Below are 13,061 nucleotides of genomic sequence, written 5' to 3' on the forward strand. Positions count from 1 at the left end.
TCAAGTTACATCATGAATAGCCGATAACTGACATCCTGCCTGTATCTGACTCATTATCACCAGACTATCAAAACAAATATCTACGCCCGGCAAATTCCAATTTAAACCTTATAACCCTAAAGAGTTACCTGCACTTTTATAATGAAATCGATTTCATTTTATATTTATTTCAGAAAAAGTCGTTTATTTATTCTGATTAATGATAAAAAAAAGCCCCCACATTGTGGAGGCCCTTAAGTTACTGCTCAACCATTAAAAACTTTCCCAGTTCGCCTTAGTCAGGTCGATGGTCTGGTGCTCAGGCTGCTTTGTGTGTAATACCGGACGCCGTACTGCAGCGGTCTGCTGCGACTGTACTGCACGGTTATCGCTTTCCAGCTTAAAGGTCGCCACCAGCCCCGACAGCGTTTCTGCCTGCTCCTGCAGCGACTTAGAGGCGGATGAGGCCTCTTCCACCAGCGAGGCGTTCTGTTGCGTCACTTCATCCATCTGGCCAATGGCCTGATGAACCTGTTCAATGCCTTTACTCTGCTCAGAGGTAGCCGCCGCAATCTCATTGACCAGATCGGCCACCTGCTGAATCGCCTGACGGACATTTTCACTGTTAGATCCAACGCCGCTGGCCTGCTCTAAACCGTGCTCGACCTGTGAAACCGATGTTGAGATAAGATCCTTAATTTCACGGGCGGCAGAAGAGGAGCGCTGCGCCAGATTGCGCACTTCAGAGGCAACAACGGCGAAGCCGCGACCATGCTCGCCTGCACGCGCTGCCTCGACTGCCGCATTCAGCGCCAGAATATTGGTCTGAAACGCGATGCCTTCAATCAGTCCGGTAATTTCAGAGATTTTGGCAGAGCTGGCGCGGATTTCATCCATGGTGCTGAGCATCTGCTTCACCGCCGTCCCATTCTGGATTGACATGTGATTCGCGTTATTTGCCAGGCTGCTGGCCTGTTGCGCACCTTCTGAGTTCTGTCGCACCGTTTCGCTCAGTGTCGCCATGCTGGCTGAGGTTTGCTCCAGTGAAGCCGCCTGTTCTTCCGTGCGTGCAGAGAGATCTTCGTTGCCCGCCGCTATCTGCGTTGATCCGGTACTCACCGATTGCGCGGCGTGACTGACGGAGAGCAGCGTGCCGGAAACGCGCGCCAGCAGCTGATTAAATGCCATCGCCGTTTTGCCGATCTCATCCTTACTGCGGACCTCCGCGGTATGAGTCAGGTCGAGGGTATGACTCACCTGCGTCATGGTATTGACCATGCCTGAGAGGCTCTTTTTGATGCCGAGAATCACCTTAGTGGAGAAACCGGCCAGTATCAGAATAAGCAGCAGCGATCCGCCAGACATCGCCCACAGGGTCTGGCTATAAACGCGCTTGTTCTCCGCCCTGAGCTGTTCGCCAATATCGATATTCAGCTGAATCTGACGAGTGAAATCCGCTTCCATCTTACGGGATGCGGCACCAATACCGCCCTCACTCTGCAATAACGGCAGCGTGACCGCATCATTATGGGCGCGTGACGCGGCAAGAAATGCCGGCAATGCGCTGCGGACCGCATCCAGATTTTTATAGGCCTGTTCCGTCATCGCTTTGTCTTCATCGTTCGAGATGTCGTTAGCCATGTAGTAATCATTGAGCGACTTAATCTGCGTAAGCAGATTCTCAATGCGCTCTTCCGCAGCAGGGAATTTTGCCGCATCGCTGGTGCTGTGGTGGCGATAAAGCGCAATACCCAACTGATTGGTCACGCTGATCGATTTATTGAGATCGCGAATGCTGGGTATTGCGTTCATCTGTACATATTCAAAGCGGGATTGAAAGCCCGAAATTACTGATAAAGAGATAATCACCAGCGCAATCAGTGACATTGCAAGCAGTGAGAAAATCAATACCAGACGTTGTGTAATAGTCATACTTGCCCCCGGCAAAAAAAGAATAATCTGGACATAATTTAAAGTTGGATCGTTCTTATCGGCTCTTGTCTGCAGGGCTTTAATTAAGCATGGCGAATATATTTTTTTATTTTTCCTTGCGAATGGTACAGAGTGAACTAGCCAGAACACTACTCTGCCATTTATTCATTTTTATTTTGACACACCTTTTTACATCTCATCATCTGAGATAAATTTGCCACATCTCCTGTCAGAAGATTTCCACTGCCGGATGGTCACAATGAAGCGGAAGCAGCCATTCATTTGGATCTGATAATTAGCCCGCTAATTCAACAGCGATGCTGATGATAATTGTTAAGGAGAAGGCGATTTAAATTCGTGGGATACCGTCGCAGACGCAGCAAAGGCAGGGCTTGTAAAGCTGAAGAGCTGAAGAGCTGAAGGGGTGAAAAACCAGCATGACAGTCTGTCATCAGATTTTCTGATAAGAGGATGACTGGCTACCTGTCAGATAACAGGCGACGGTGGGAGATTTTAGCCTTTTGTGTCAGGGCCAGATTAAATCAGTGAAATCGCTGGCGGAATGCTGAATCTGGTCTATGCTCACTGGCCCGACCAGGCTTTAGTCTGTTGGGTAGCAATAACGCTTAAAATAAAAAAAGGTAGTCGTCATGGATTTAGCCACATTTGAAACCAGAACCGGTCTTTGGCCACACATGCAGTTTACGGATGTTGAATATGAAGTGTGCAGCGCAGGTGTAGAGATCTATGCCATTGATGTCAGTCGTCAGACCAAGAGCAAGCTATTTATCTGTCGTGTCACCAACGAGCAGCAGGCAGCGTCGCTAACGGCACAGTTCAAAGAGTGGTTGCCGAAGTTAAAGCTTAAAAAACGCAAAGTCGCATTGAATCTGGCGCGCATGGCGTGCGAGAAGAGCTTCCCCGCGAATCCTAAATTCCAGGATCGGTCTGACATGCGTCGGAACACATCCAGGCTCTGATGCCTGCTTCAGCCTGTATCTGTTACAGCAGTCAGGCTGAAACCCTTTCTTATCCTGTCTGCGCTGCGGCACGTTTTAATCACGCGCCGCAGGCACACGGAACAGTCGACATTCTCCAGGCTCAATTGAGATATCACTGAAAGTCGTGATATGCATCTCGATCCAGGTATTCGCGGCCCGAAGCGTGTGAGGTGATTTGCGTTGTTCCAGTTCAGCCACAAAATCCCGGGTACTCACTGTGCACTGACCGGTATCATCCCGCCTCATCGCTTCTCTGAATGCTGACCAGACCTCATCATCCTGTGACATCTCTACCCCACACCGGCTCTCAATCGATAATATGCTGTATATATAAACAGTACAATTATTCGCTTTAAGGGTCAAGTCTGCTCTGTTTACCAGTCTCAGATCGCTAAGCAATGGCTTAATTGTGGCCATTTATAGCAGAAGCAGCAGCCGAAACAGGACTTTAATCCTAATCTTAGAAATCGTTTTCATATCTGATTAAGGTATTGATTTAAATAGCCATTGAATATTGTTAGCTTTTTAATTGTTTGATATCTAATTAAAAAAAGAGTTAACCGTAGCGGCATAAACATCGTTTTTGCCCTATCTTTGAATGGCTCTGTAATGAAATCCACTTCTTTTACAGAGCGATCTGACTCCTACCCTTGCCCCCTTTTACAGGGGGCACTTTTTTCAGATAAGGCAGATATCAACATCTGATTGTCTCTGCAGACCGACAACGTTCATGCGTTGCTGACTACTGTGCTGATGACGTTAAGGGAGTGTCTGGAAAAGTGGTTGATTTGTAACCTGATAATTCATTGGTTGTGCTGACATCGCCTGAAGCCTGAAACAGTGGATTGAATCTCAAAACAATTTTCCGAAATAGCAAATAAACGGATTTTTTACCCGCTTAAAAGCCTCGCCAGAATGACGTGGTAAGGAGAATAAAAAGTGCGTAATAATCTGGCAATATCAGATTGACCAGCGCCTCACCAGGGATGCTGTAACGTTATAATAATGCGCTATATCTGCTGTTCGCCCCCGATTTTATGGGGGTTTTTCTTTTCCCTTCATTTCTATGCCCGGTTATTGCCGCACTGCGATCTGATGTCCTGATTGTCGAATCCTTTAGTACTACCTGAATCTACGATTAAATTAATGCTGCAAATATAACGGCATAATGGTCGTAGTTGTGCCCTTAACCAGCAATATTTCTGTGATATGTTTAATCAGTAACTTTCTGCCACGTGAGTCTGATTATGCTCTCCACCCTTATTTACCGTAGCCAGCTTGCGGGTTCTGTCTCGCCAGAGAGATTGAAAGCGCTGGTGGAGCGCGCCAGTATCAAAAATGCTGAGGCTGAAGTCACCGGGATACTGCTCTATGACGGACAGCACTTTTTTCAGGTGCTGGAGGGTAGCGTCGACAACGTTCACACGGTTTTCCAGCGTATCAGTCAGGATGAGCGGCATTTTAACCTGATTGAGCTGATGCGGGATTACGCCCCTGCGCGTCGCTTCGGTCATGCCGGTATGGCCTTATTTGATTTACGTGATTATCAGAAACACACCGTAGTGGATGCCCTGCTTAAGCGGGTCACCCTGAGTGATGAACGGATCAGAGATGACCGGGTGGTGAAGTTCCTGCGTTCTTTCGTCGAGGGGCGGGATAAAGAGACGTTTATCAAAATTGATCCTGCCAGTCAGTGGACGCTGACAACACCCGTCACCTCCGAATCTCAGCCAGCCTGGCAACCGGCACCGGGTCAGCGTTGTGAATTTGCGCTACAGCCTATTGTGGATACAGCAAATCGCCGGATTGTCTCCTGTGAAGCCTTGATACGTGGCCAGCACGGCACATCGCCCGCTGATTACTTTTCGCAGTTGCCAGAAAGCGAGCGCTATCAGGGCGATCTGCACTCTAAAACCTACGCTTTCCAGCTGGCCAGACATCTGGGGTTGCGCGAGCAGACGCTCTCCGTCAACCTGCTGCCCATGTCGCTGGTGGTAATCGATAATGCTGTTGAACATCTTATCCAGCAGATCAGGCAGCAGGGATTGCGACCAGAGCAGGTGGTGGTTGAGGTGACCGAAGATGAGATCATCTCGCGCTTCGACGCATTCCAGTTTGCTGTCCAGCAGCTGAAAGCGGCCGGGATCAGCCTGGCGCTCGACGATTTTGGCGCCGGTTTCGCTGGCCTGTCGCTGTTAGCAGATTTCCAGCCCGACAAAGTGAAAATCGATCGCAAGCTGATCACCGATATCCACCGCAGTGGCCCGCGTCAGGCGATTGTGATGGCCATCATTAAATGCTGTCAGGCACTGGAAATTACGGTTATTGCGGAAGGGGTTGAAAAAATTGAAGAGTGGCTCTGGCTGGAAGGTGCCGGGGTACGCTATTACCAGGGCTTTCTGTTTGCCCGTCCAGCCCTCAATGCCCTGCCTGCAGTAAGCTGGCCAGCACGACGCCCGGAATAGACCCCGCCGTGATAATCCCCTTTCCTTCCCTTTTGCCCATAATTTGATGCGGCTCACACCGCTTCGCTGCAAAAAGCAAAAGCTGTGCCATGCTTGATTCATCTGACAGCCTTCAGGCAATACAGATATTCATCAGGTCACTGGACAACAACCGGAAATGGGAGAGTCACCATGAACGAAGATCGCATTGGCGGTAACTGGAAGCAGTTCAAAGGTAAAGTTAAGGAAAAATGGGGTGATCTTACGGATGACGATATGACCGTTGTAGAAGGGAAGCGCGATCAGCTGGTCGGTAAAATTCAGGAACGCTACGGCTACGAGAAAGATCGTGCCGAAAAAGAAGTGAAAGAGTGGGAAGATTCCAACAAGTACCACTGGTAACGTGTGCTTAATCGCCGGGCGTCTCTGCGTCCGGCATCTGCTCTGTACCCCTGTTTAATCCCCCTCACCCACTGCCCTCTCTGCACCCGATACACCAGCAGATTTTGGAAATGATTGTTTCTTTATTTATTCCTGACGCGCATACTGCGTCATCTTCCCTGTTCATGGGATCTCAATGCCTTCCGGATATCAATTATGCCTCAGCACTCTACCGACACCGTATGTGGTCTCGTCGGTGTTCTTCCTGAAACTCTGCGCCGCTGGCGCCGTGCCGGGCTGATAACGCCGCCTGGCCCTGCTGGTTACTCAGATAATCAGCTTACGCGTGCGCTCTGTGTGCGTGAAATGACCTCAGGGGGTCATACGCTTTTTGATATCCATACTGCATTTAACTGGCCCAGCGTTGCGCTGCCTGGCGGCTGGGCCTGCCGGGAAGAGGATATGTTGCACCTGCTGGCGCATAATACGGACGCAGATGTTGATCGCGAACTACAGATGATGAATACCGACTATTGTGGTGATGATTATGTTAATCGCTACCTGCGGCCGCTCAACCTCTGGCTGCGCACTGACCTCAGCGAAGGTGCGGCGCGGCGCCAGCAGCGCTTTCATTCAGCGGTAGTCAGTCAGTGGGAGCGCCTGGCGCTGGCCTCACAACGACGCAGCACCGTACCGCTGTTTCTTGAAGCAGTCAGCGTCACAGATGAAACCGAGATCTGGATGGAAGCGATACGGCTTAACGGACAGGGCTTTCGGGTTGAAGTTGCAGCAGATGCGTCAGGTATCCCCGCCGTGGCGCAACGCCGCTTTGAGCATCATCTGATGTGGTGTGGTGATGGTATCAGTGCATCGATGAAGGCTGCATTTCACTCCAGTCTTGAGGCGGGTGAACCGATCATGCTGACCGGAACGAATACCGGCTTACCGTCGCAAATCAGCCTTATGGCAGCCAGCGCCTGAACTCTTTTGACTTTCTTACCTGCCAGTGAATAAAAAGGCGGAAACAGCCTGTGCCGTTTCCGCCCTGTTCATGTTACTGATGTTCAAGAGTTCGCTGACCGCCGATCGCAATCGGGATACGGCGCGGTTTCTCGCTCTCCGGTATTTCCTGGATCAGATCAATGCTAAGCAGACCTTCCGCCAGGCTGGCTCCGGTGACCTTCATGTGCTCTGGAATGGAAAAGCTCAGCTGGAAATCGTGTCGGGAAATGCCGCGGTGGATCCAGCTGGTGTTCTCTTCCCGGGCCTCGCCAGACGCTTCCTGTGACGGTTTCTCTCTGTGACCGGCCACTGAAAGCCGTCCGCCTCGTAACTCGATCTCCAGTTCATGCTCTTTCCAGCCAGGTACACTGACGGTCAACGCATAGCGATTATCCTCTACCCGTTGCAGATCGTAAGCGGGAACCGACGTTACCGGGCTGTCGCCAGTAAGCTGACTGAACAATTTATCGATGCGGTTAAAGCGGTCTGAAAAGACTGAATCAGCCAGCGAAGGGAACACTGAAAATTGTTGTACTGACATGGTGATAATCTCCTGAACAGGTTCATCCAAAAGTTCATCTGATCGGGCTCATATTTCCGATCATCTCTATAAATAGGGATCAGTAGTCAGTTTTCAAGTCGGTAAATATAATTTTTTTACCGTTATCAGACAGCCGGTTACAACAGAAATAAATTTCAGGGTATTAACACAGCCGTTACTTTTTGCTCTGAGGTGCAAGAGCAAAATGGGGATGACAGCCAGCCAGTAATAACAGCAACTCATATTCTCCCTGACTTAATAGTGTCGGGTTACCTGCGGCTTCTTTGGTTTGCCAGACGCGCAGGCTAAGGTCAAAACGCTCAGCAGCGCTCTGCTGTGAGAGCCCGGCGGCAAGACGAAGTTCACGCACATTACTCTGGACGACCACAGGCGGCCTGGGGGGACGATTCACCAAACAAAGACTCCTTCAACATGATTAAACCGCAAAGGCACAGCGCTTCGCCATCAATAAAAGCGAAGCAACCTGAGAGCGGCCATAACGAAAAGACCACAGAATAATTGACTATTTTAAATAAATGTCAAATTTCAGGTTTAAAAATCATGCATGCTTTTTTATAAGCGAAGCGGCATATTTCGCCCTGACGGAGACTTTTCTATTTCCATAGAGTGCTTTATTCCTCCTGCCAGGAATTATCCTGTTATTTGCCTTAAGGGCCATTCAGGGATTAATCCGCTACCTCAAGCGCCCTTTCTTCATCAGGATAGAGGTATAGCCTGAGGGTCATGTTCAGGCAGCATCATTGAAAAAGAGGAGGATAATGAATGAAAAATCCTATCCAGCGTCGCTCGCCCGACGATCTGTCGCAGGTGGAAATTCGTGAACAGTGGCAAATCACCTACTGGACCCAGGAACTGAGGACAACACAGGAAAGGCTGACACGCGCGATCCGCGAGCGAGGGCCGCGGACCGAACAGGTTCGTGACTGGCTGGAGCAAAACCCGCCGCCACGTCGTCCGACACAATTCACACACGGCATGAAAGGTTAAATTGATTACTTTCTGAAGCGACACGTTACTGGCAGTCTTGCGGTGGATTGACCTATAGCAGTCAGGAGTACACTGACAGGTCATATCTGCCGGTCTTCATCTTTACAGGCTTTTACCTGTATTTTTAATAGGTTATCTTCCTGATCAACCAGCGGATAGCGATCCGTCTCTGGCTGCAGACCTGTTTAATTGTAAAACTGACTTAGAAATAACATTAACCACCCTGAATGCTTATTCATCTCCTGATGGAACATAAACATTAACAACCGTAAAAACCCTCTCCTGGCTATATAAAATGTACAAATGTAAATAATCAGGCGCATCTTCGATTAAATTTTCGAATCGTAACAACCCCTTTAATGCGTTAAAGAAAATATTAAGAGACACCCGCTGCATAGTCCCTTATTATCCAGTTGAAAATAAAAAATCACGCCATATTTCCTGCCGCCCGAATCACATTTCGCTCCGGACAGTTTTCTTTTTTCGCTCCGTAATCAGCCGGTGCGGGGGTTCTACACACATGTTAAACAATTTAAACGGCGACAATGAGCGCCGCAGCCGCGCCTTACAGGCGTTGCGCGACCCTGATGAAAGCCGCGATGAAGTTCTCCGGAAGTTTGTCCGGTTAGCCAGTCAGGCCCTGGGTATCCCGGGCAGCTTTATATCGGTGCTGGATGATGAGTTCCAGACCGTTCGGGCATCACACAATTTTGAACTGCAACGCTCAACGCGTGCGGATTCACTTTGTCGTCACGTGGTTGATAGCGACAGTGCGGTGATCGTCCCTGATACTTATTACGATGCGCGTTTTGTCACGCATCCCCTGATCACTGGCTCACCCTTTATCCGCTTTTATGTCGGTGTGCCACTGAAAACACGCGATGGCATTATTCTGGGCACACTATGTGTGACCGACACCGAGCCGCATGCGTTTCCCAGTGACCAGGTGACGACCTTAACGCTGCTCTCTACGCTGGTAATGTCCTTTCTTGAAGCCTGGCACTCGGCGGGTTTTACCGATCCGGTGACCGGGCTGCCTAACCGTCAGCGCCTGATACGTGATTTGCAATATCTTGCCGTTGCCGGCGATACCACGCCACGCCGTCTGGTTCTGATTGATTGCATCGATATGTCGCGCGCTTATGAACTGGCCCGCACCATGGGAATGAGCCCGGTTGAGAGCCTGCTGAAAGATATGGCCACTCTGCTGCCGCTACGCCTGCGTCCGGCGGTTGGGGAGATGATCTATACGGTGGCCACCGGCCGCTTTGCTATCCTGACCCGAGCGGATAGCCGACTCAGTGCCGCGTGGGTAGCCGGTCGTCTGGAAGGTATCAGTGCGGACATGGATGAAGGTCTGTCAGTCGCGCTGACTCCCCATACCGGTGAGGCTGACTTTGTCGCTGGCAGCATGCCAGCATCTGAAATATTAGGCCGTGCGGTCAGTGCGCTGCATGAAGCGGTCGGCCGCGGCCTGCCCTCTCAGCGCTTTGACGCTGAGGCTGAAACGCAGCGTTCAGAAGATTTCCTGCTGATGACCGATCTTAAAACGGCATTACGCGAGAACACCGGGCTGTATATGGTCTATCAGCCGAAAATTTGCCTGCAAAGTGGTAAACCCGTGGGTCTGGAAGCGCTTATCCGCTGGCAACATCCCAGCCGGGGCGAACTTTCACCTGCCGCCTTTATCCCGCTGGCTGAGCAGACCGATCTGCTCTCTGTGCTGACAGCCTGGATTATCGATCGGGCGGTTGAGCGCCTTAGCCGGCTGAGGAATAACTGTATCCAGCTGCCGCTAACGATAAACGTCAGCGTACGTGACTTTGCGCGCGAGGGGTTCGCTTCAGCACTGGAAAGTAAGATGGTCAAATCTAAGCTCCCGACCTCTCTGCTGGGAATCGAATGTCTGGAAACCGAACGTATCCTTGAAAGCCCGACCGCCCTGCGCGGGCTGGAGATGCTCAGAGCACGAGGATTCACTATTTCACTCGATGATTTCGGTTCCGGCTACAGCAATATCAGTTATCTGCGTCGCATGCCGCTTGATGTGATTAAGCTGGATCGTTCCCTGATCAGTGAGCTTTCCTCTGACACGGCTTCACGCATCATTGCACGCAGCATCATCGCCATGCTTAAAGAGCTGGACTATACCGTGGTGGCAGAAGGGGTTGAGTGTCCGGATGCAGTAACATCCCTGACCGAGTATGGCTGCGATCAGGCTCAGGGCTATTTCTATTCGAAGCCGTTGAACGAAGAAGCATTGGATCACTGGCTGCACTGGAAGCTGCGTGGCGAGTGTCATTAAAACTGGAGCTGACGCAATCTGATATCAGATTGCGTTTTCAGCGATCTGAACGATCTCTGATATCCCCCATGGTAATAACTCAAAATATTTGATCAATATCAGCAAAATTTAGCTATATCAGTCTGGCGAGATCGCGCCTATCATTCATTCCATCGAGGCAAAACGCCTCTCCCTGACTGAAATACGCTAAGGAATTGACCATGAAATCCATCAAAACTTTCGTTGCTGTTACTGCACTCTCTCTGATTTCATTCGGTAGTTTTGCCCAGACTATTACCGCTACCGCGTCTACCCTGGATGCTGCTGAAGCGAAAGTCGCGGCACAGGCCAAAGATGCAGGCGCATCCTATAAAATTACCGGCGCACGCGTTGATAATCGTGCTTATGTCTCTGCTGAACTGATCAAATAACATTTACCCCTTCAATACGATGAGGCTGCCACTACGGCGGCCTTTTTTATTATGCAGGAAGCATGAGTTCGTCTGCTCAGGTTCAGCGTCTCTGATCCCATTACGATTGTTGGAACCGTGCCCCACAATTTGCCGTTTCGCTTATTGTCACCTGCCGTGGTGCAGTCTGTGCGACAGTGAATAAGGAGAGATGAAACATTTTTTGAACAATGCTAGCGTGTGCGCAACAATCTTATAAAACGGAGCTGCACATGCTGACTACCATAATATACCGCAGCCATATTTCAGATGACTTCTCCATCAGAACCCTGCCCGCGATGGTCGACAACGCCAGCAAAATAAATGCGACTCACGACGTGACCGGCATCTTATTATTTAACGGTACCCATTTTTTTCAATTGCTTGAGGGTCCGGAAGCAGGCATTCAGGCAGTCTATCAGAGGATTTGTGCAGATCGACGGCACCACAATGTGGTGGAGCTGATGCGCGACTATGCGCCTTACCGCCGCTTTGGTAATGCGGGCATGGCACTCTTTGACCTGCGTGAACACGATCGCTCATCGCTCCTGCAGGCCGTGCTGGATAAAGGGACGTCAAAATATCGTCTGACCTATGATGATCGGGCACTGCAATTCCTGCGCACGTTTGTAGAGTCTCGTGAGAAAGAGAACTATTACGAGGTCCTCCCGCCGGGTTACTGGGAGTTTATTTCTGAGCACAATGATGTGCCGGACTCCCGTCCGGAGACAGAAGGCGTCAGCTTTCGCCCGGTGGTGGATCCCCTCGCTCGTCAGGTCACAGCGATTGAGGCGACCACTCTGCGACCTGCTCCCGCCGACGACACCTCAGGCGATCAGCTTTATGTTAACGATCTGGAAACCGTGAAAAAGACGTTTGCCCATGCTGGCCTGGTCTGCCCGGACGGTATGACACTGTACGTCAGCCTGCTGCCTATGACGCTGGTGGTGATACCCAATGCGGTCGATCATATTATGGCCGCTATTCAGCAGGCGGGACTGGTTCCTGAGCAGGTTGTAGTTGGCGTAAGCGAAACCGCAGTGATCTCGCAGCTGGAAGCGTTCTCTGAAGCCGTACGCGCACTAAAAGCGGTCGGAATCAGTCTGTCGATCGACAATTTTGGTGACGGCTCCGCGGGATTGTCCTTGCTGACTCACATTCAGCCCGACCGCATTCGTATTGATGCCGGTATCACCCGCGATGTTCATCGCAGTGGGCCAAAGCAGGCGGTGGTTCAGGCGATTATTAAATGCTGTTCCGCGCTGGAAATTACCGTCATCGCGGCAGGGATCGTACAGGCAGAAGAGTGGATGTGGCTGGAGGCTGCAGGTGTGATCAACTTCCAGGGCACGCTGTTCGCAGCCGCAGGGCGCTATGAAGCACAATCCGTTGCCTGGCCGGAATACCGTGAGGCGATGTAACACTCTCTGTCCCAACGGTGATAAAGCGGTACGTCAGCGCGAGGCCGCTTTCTTCACCGATGTCCTGCAGAGCAGTATCATAGCCGCAGCGGCCCCGCTAAACACCTCCCCTCCCCCTCGCCCCCATCGGACCCGTTCTTGTGACAGGGATAACGGCAGCGCCTTCCTGATGGTTCCGGCCATACCTTAATCTCTGTACTCATTCTGGCTCAGCTCTATTTGATAACCACTGTAGCGAGTAAAGTTACCTGTTTAACTCTTCCAGTAAGCAAATCAGTGGCGGATCCTTCTTTAGGATCAAACTTCATCGCCTATCCACTGTAGCGAGTAAAGTAACGATATTCAGGGTTCGGAAACCACTGTAGCGAGTAAGCAGAGCAAGTAAATCGTCATCCGTCCTTCTAAATTGCAGCGCGAAGGCGCATTACCCTTTGTTTCAGGTACTCCAGGTACGGTTTCATTCAGTCATAACCACTATAGCGAGTAAAAAACCGATCTCCCTCTCAACAATGAATTTTGACCCTTGATTGCAGAATCCGCCCTGTGTGGGGCCTCGCAAAGGTGCTTTTATGAATGCAGCTAAGCTCTAAAACTGCAAAAATCTGAAGCACGGCACACC

12 protein-coding genes are annotated in these 13,061 nt (G+C 50.5%); 8 read left to right on the forward strand and 4 right to left on the reverse strand.

Features of this window, described 5'->3' with window-relative positions; genetic code table 11:
* Window positions 1-252 precede the first annotated feature (252 nt).
* On the reverse strand, window positions 253-1,911 hold the full coding sequence (locus HFD95_RS18100; RefSeq protein WP_010256982.1) for a methyl-accepting chemotaxis protein: 1,659 nt from the start codon (window positions 1,909-1,911) through the stop codon (window positions 253-255).
* 650 nt (window positions 1,912-2,561) lie between these two features.
* Between HFD95_RS18100 and HFD95_RS18105 the strand changes: the two genes are divergently transcribed.
* Window positions 2,562-2,891 (forward strand): hypothetical protein, encoded by a 330-nt coding sequence (locus HFD95_RS18105; RefSeq protein WP_010256979.1) that lies wholly within the window; start codon window positions 2,562-2,564, stop codon window positions 2,889-2,891.
* Window positions 2,892-2,966: 75 nt separating this feature from the next.
* Here HFD95_RS18105 and HFD95_RS22180 read toward each other — a convergent pair whose 3' ends face one another.
* Window positions 2,967-3,200 carry a hypothetical protein gene (locus HFD95_RS22180; protein WP_022624240.1) on the reverse strand — a complete coding sequence of 78 codons (234 nt, stop codon included), beginning with the start codon at window positions 3,198-3,200 and terminating at the stop codon, window positions 2,967-2,969.
* Between the two features lie 959 nt (window positions 3,201-4,159).
* Here HFD95_RS22180 and HFD95_RS18110 point away from each other — a divergent pair.
* From HFD95_RS18110 to HFD95_RS18120, 3 genes are all read left to right on the forward strand, one after another.
* Complete coding sequence (locus HFD95_RS18110; protein ID WP_022624239.1) at window positions 4,160-5,377, forward strand: diguanylate phosphodiesterase; 1,218 nt, start codon at window positions 4,160-4,162, stop codon at window positions 5,375-5,377.
* Between the two features lie 171 nt (window positions 5,378-5,548).
* Entirely contained in the window at window positions 5,549-5,758 is a 210-nt protein-coding gene (locus HFD95_RS18115; protein WP_010256969.1) for a CsbD family protein, read from the forward strand.
* A gap of 195 nt (window positions 5,759-5,953) precedes the next feature.
* Window positions 5,954-6,718, forward strand: a complete 765-nt coding sequence (locus HFD95_RS18120) for a MerR family transcriptional regulator (protein ID WP_010256962.1) — start codon at window positions 5,954-5,956, stop codon at window positions 6,716-6,718.
* Between the two features lie 73 nt (window positions 6,719-6,791).
* On the opposite strand, the gene HFD95_RS18125 is transcribed toward HFD95_RS18120, so the two are convergent.
* On the reverse strand, window positions 6,792-7,280 hold the full coding sequence (locus HFD95_RS18125) for an Hsp20 family protein (RefSeq protein ID WP_010671953.1): 489 nt from the start codon (window positions 7,278-7,280) through the stop codon (window positions 6,792-6,794).
* A gap of 175 nt (window positions 7,281-7,455) precedes the next feature.
* Window positions 7,456-7,695, reverse strand: coding sequence for a hypothetical protein (locus HFD95_RS18130; protein ID WP_022624236.1), 240 nt, complete (start codon window positions 7,693-7,695; stop codon window positions 7,456-7,458).
* 368 nt (window positions 7,696-8,063) lie between these two features.
* On the opposite strand from HFD95_RS18130, the gene HFD95_RS18135 reads away from it, so the two are divergent.
* The 4 genes from HFD95_RS18135 (at window position 8,064) to HFD95_RS18150 (ending at window position 12,442) form a co-directional block, all read left to right on the forward strand.
* Window positions 8,064-8,288, forward strand: coding sequence for a DUF3606 domain-containing protein (locus tag HFD95_RS18135; protein ID WP_010256955.1), 225 nt, complete (start codon window positions 8,064-8,066; stop codon window positions 8,286-8,288).
* A gap of 520 nt (window positions 8,289-8,808) precedes the next feature.
* On the forward strand, window positions 8,809-10,593 hold the full coding sequence (locus tag HFD95_RS18140) for a GGDEF and EAL domain-containing protein (protein WP_010256951.1): 1,785 nt from the start codon (window positions 8,809-8,811) through the stop codon (window positions 10,591-10,593).
* 200 nt (window positions 10,594-10,793) lie between these two features.
* Entirely contained in the window at window positions 10,794-11,003 is a 210-nt protein-coding gene (locus tag HFD95_RS18145; RefSeq protein ID WP_010256949.1) for a YdgH/BhsA/McbA-like domain containing protein, read from the forward strand.
* A gap of 251 nt (window positions 11,004-11,254) precedes the next feature.
* Complete coding sequence (locus HFD95_RS18150) at window positions 11,255-12,442, forward strand: diguanylate phosphodiesterase (RefSeq protein WP_064689871.1); 1,188 nt, start codon at window positions 11,255-11,257, stop codon at window positions 12,440-12,442.
* Window positions 12,443-13,061: the final 619 nt, after the last annotated feature.

Source organism: Pantoea sp. EKM10T (assembly GCF_011800685.1).
In the GTDB taxonomy this organism is placed as follows: domain Bacteria; phylum Pseudomonadota; class Gammaproteobacteria; order Enterobacterales; family Enterobacteriaceae; genus Pantoea; species Pantoea agglomerans.